The organism is Stieleria sp., from assembly GCF_041595215.1.
Classification (GTDB): domain Bacteria; phylum Planctomycetota; class Planctomycetia; order Pirellulales; family Pirellulaceae; genus Stieleria; species Stieleria magnilauensis.
This window is the reverse complement of record NZ_JBFHKV010000882.1, coordinates 1-3707: the sequence shown is the minus strand read 5'-3', so window position 1 is coordinate 3707 and position 3707 is coordinate 1. Positions and strand designations below refer to the sequence as shown.

Here is a 3707-nt window from a genome sequence, read left to right as displayed (position 1 = left end):
CTACCCGAAACCCAAACCGTTTGCCACCGAAGTCGCCATGCGGGGAAAATGGAAACTGCTCGCACTGCGTGGACAGCCGGTGGAATTGTTTGACGTGGAAGCCGACCCGAATGAGCAGCGAAACGTCATCGACGACCATCCTGATCTGGTCGCCTCATTAACGGATCAGCTTGAGCGATGGCTGAACGCGCCGCGGACACCCGAGTAGAGCGACGATCATGACCAGCCCAACGAGAGACATCAAATGTCATTGAATTTGAAATCCAGCGTCCTACCCATCCTGGTGATTGCAGCGTTGAGCGGGCTGTTTGCTCAACCGGTCCGGGCGGCAGACCGCAAGCCAAATTTCGTGGTGATCTTCACCGATGACCAGGGCTATGGCGACCTCAGTTGCTTCGGTGGCAATCACGTCAGCACACCCCGAATCGATCAGATGGCGGCGGAAGGTTCCCGGCTGACGAGCTTTTACGTGGCCGCACCGGTTTGCACGCCGTCGCGGGCCGCGCTGATGACCGGGTGCTATCCCAAACGGATCGACATGGCGACGGGTTCCCATTTCGGCGTGCTGCTCGCCGGCGACCGAAAGGGGTTGAACCCGGATGAAATCACCATCGCCGAAGTCCTGAAAACCGCAGGCTACAAAACAGGGATGTTCGGCAAGTGGCACCTCGGAGACCAGCCGCAGTTTCTGCCGACGAAACAAGGCTTCGATGAGTATTTCGGCATCCCGTACAGCCACGACATTCACCCGTTTCATCCGCGGCAAAATCACTACAAGTTCCCGCCGCTGCCGTTGCTGAACAATGACGCCGTCATCGAGATGGAGCCGAATGCCGATTTGCTGACCAAGCGGATCACCGAACGTGCGGTGTCATTCATCGAGCGGAACAAGGACGATCCGTTTTTCCTGTATCTACCGCATCCCATTCCCCACGCGCCGTTGCACGTGTCGCCTCCATTCATGAAAGGTGTCCCAGACGACGTTGTGGCGAAATTAAAAGAAGAAGACGGCAAGATCGATTACCGCACGCGGGACAACCTCTTCCGCCAGGCCATCGCCGAAATCGACTGGTCCGTCGGTCAAATCCTCGACACCCTGGCGGCCCACGGTCTCGACGAAAACACACTGGTCCTGTTCACCTCCGACAACGGCCCCCCAAAGAACACCCTCTTCGCCAGCCCCGGCCCGTTGCGCGGCAACAAGGGGACCACCTTCGAAGGCGGCATGCGCGAGCCCACCGTCGTCCGCTGGCCTGGAAAGATTCCCGCGGGAAAGCCCAACGACGAACTGATGACCACCATGGATTTGCTGCCGACGTTCGCGAAGTTGGCCGGTGCCATGATCCCCACCGATCGAGTCATCGACGGCAAAGACATCTGGCCGACGCTCATCGGCGAAGCCCCGACACCGCACGAAGCGTTCTTTTACCACGGCGGAAACCAGTTGCGGGCGGTCCGGTCGGGAAAGTGGAAACTCCATACGAGAAACGGAAAACCAGCGCAGCTCTACGACCTGGAAAAGGACATCGGCGAGAAGACGAATGTGATCGACTCGAATCCAGAGGTCGTCCAGAGACTGGTGCAGCACTTAAAAACATTCGCCAAAGACATCGCCGACAACAGCCGGCCCGCCGCGTTTGTCGAGCACCCAAAACCACTTTCAAAATGAGTCGCAACCAATGAATTCGAACCTTGAATTTGGCAGAAGGATGGAGAGAGCGAACTGTTTGTCCGCGACGTTCTTGCCCCGATGGGTCTGGCCCGTTGCAATGTTGCTGCTGGGGTGCTGTTGGGTCAACGCGGCAGAGCGACCGCCGAACTTCATCATCATCTTCGCCGATGATCTGGGGTACGGCGACATCAGTTGCTATAGCCCAAAGGGTGTTAAAACTCCGCACATTGATGCGCTGGCCGCGGAGGGATTTCGCAGCACGGATTTCTTCGTTCCGGCCAACGTGTGCAGTCCGTCGCGAGCGGCGTTGCTGACGGGACGCTATCCGATGCGATGCGGGATGCCAGTCGCCCGAACCGAAGCGCCGGGTTCCAAATACAAGGATTATGGATTCGCCCCGGATGAAATCACGATTCCGGAGTTGTTGGGGACCGCCGGCTATCGTTCGTTGATGGTGGGCAAGTGGCATCTGGGACTGGAAGTCGAGGGCTCTCACCCGATCGACGCCGGATTCGACGAACACCTCGGCATCCCCAGCAATTACTCCAAGCCCCGCGGGCCAAACTACAACACGCTGTATCGCGGCAAACAGGTCGAAAAGAAAAATGCCGCCTGCGAAGAACTGACGCAGCGTTACACCGATGAAGTCGTCGAGTTCATCGAGCGACAGAATGACGATCCGTTCTTCATCTACGTCTCGCACCACATCGTGCATTCCCCGCTGTTGCCCAGCAAAGACTTCGTCGGGACGTCACGCAAAGGCAAATACGGTGACTTCATCAAAGAGCTCGATCACAGCACCGGGCGGATCATGAAGGCGGTTCGCGATGCCGGACTCGATGAGGACACGCTCGTGGTGTTCACGTCTGACAATGGTCCGACGCGAGTGGGATCCACGGGCGGCTTGAACGGCGGCAAGTACTGCACGATGGAAGGCGGGCACCGCGTACCTGGCATTTTTCGCTGGCCCGGAAAAATCCCGCCCAACCAAGTGTCCGATGTCACGCTGACCAGCATGGACCTGTTGCCCCTGTTCTGTGAACTCGCCGGAGTGGAGCCACCGAGTGATCGTAAGATCGACGGGAAACAAATTCTTCCGATCCTGATGGGCAATGAGACCGAAACGCCCCACAAGGTTCTTTATTACTACAACGGCACCAATCTGCAGGCGGTGCGTGAGGGCAACTGGAAACTGCATCTGCCGCGGACGACGAAAGATCAGCCGTTCTGGTCCAAGAAGCCGGACAAGACAAAAGGCTTTGTGACCTTGCGTGAACCGAGACTATTCCATTTGAAGAACGACCTCGGCGAGAAACACAACGTCGCCGATGAAAACCCGACGATCATGCAGCGTCTTCAAACGCGAGCCAAAGAGGCCGTCGCAGAACTCGGCGACGTCCGCGTCACCGGATCCGATCAGCGGAAAATCAACTTGGTCGATCCACAGGAAAGGTAATGATCCATCACCTGCCACTCGCCTTCTGCCTGTGCTTCGCGAACGCATTGAACACACCACAGAACTTGCCGAACGAACAGAGACACCTTCGGAGCAACGCATGAATAGAATTTATCTGGTCGTCGCAACAGCGTTCATGGCGGTTGCCGCAGGCGCCGACGAGCCCGCCATTGGAACCGTCACCGTCACGCATTCCCCAGTCGAAGGCATCGGCGCCGAACCCGGCGTCATGCGTCGTGATCCCAGCGACATCATCAAGGTCGACGGGTTGTATTACGTGTGGTATTCCAAAGGCAAGATCTCGCCGGGGTACGATGCGACCGTCTGGTATGCGACCTCACCGGATGGTCACAAGTGGACCGAAAAAGGTCGGGCGCTTGCCAAAGGTGAACCCGGTAGCTGGGAAGGGGCGAGTGTCTTTACGCCCAACATTCTGGTTGCCGAAGGACGCTACTGGCTGTTCTACACGGGAACCTCCAGAGAGTACGGCAAGGGGTTCAATCCTGATTCGAAAATCGGGATCGCGGTATCAGATTCGCCCGATGGTCCCTGGCAGCGTCTGGCCACCAACCCGGCTTT

3 protein-coding genes and 1 pseudogene are annotated in these 3707 nt (G+C 57.8%); all 4 read left to right on the top strand.

The genetic code is table 11. The annotated features are described in order from the left end of the window. Nucleotides 1-208, top strand: a pseudogene (locus tag ABX749_RS25655) (arylsulfatase); the annotation flags it as partial. 36 nt (nt 209-244) lie between these two features. Then, entirely contained in the window at nt 245-1669 is a 1425-nt protein-coding gene (locus ABX749_RS25650; RefSeq protein ID WP_372898513.1) for a sulfatase, read from the top strand. A 100-nt stretch (nt 1670-1769) separates the two neighbouring features. Beyond that, complete coding sequence (locus ABX749_RS25645) at nt 1770-3128, top strand: sulfatase (RefSeq protein WP_372898514.1); 1359 nt, start codon at nt 1770-1772, stop codon at nt 3126-3128. A gap of 100 nt (nt 3129-3228) precedes the next feature. Continuing rightward, the coding region (locus ABX749_RS25640; RefSeq protein WP_372898512.1) for a family 43 glycosylhydrolase at nt 3229-3707 on the top strand (479 nt) is incomplete at its 3' end.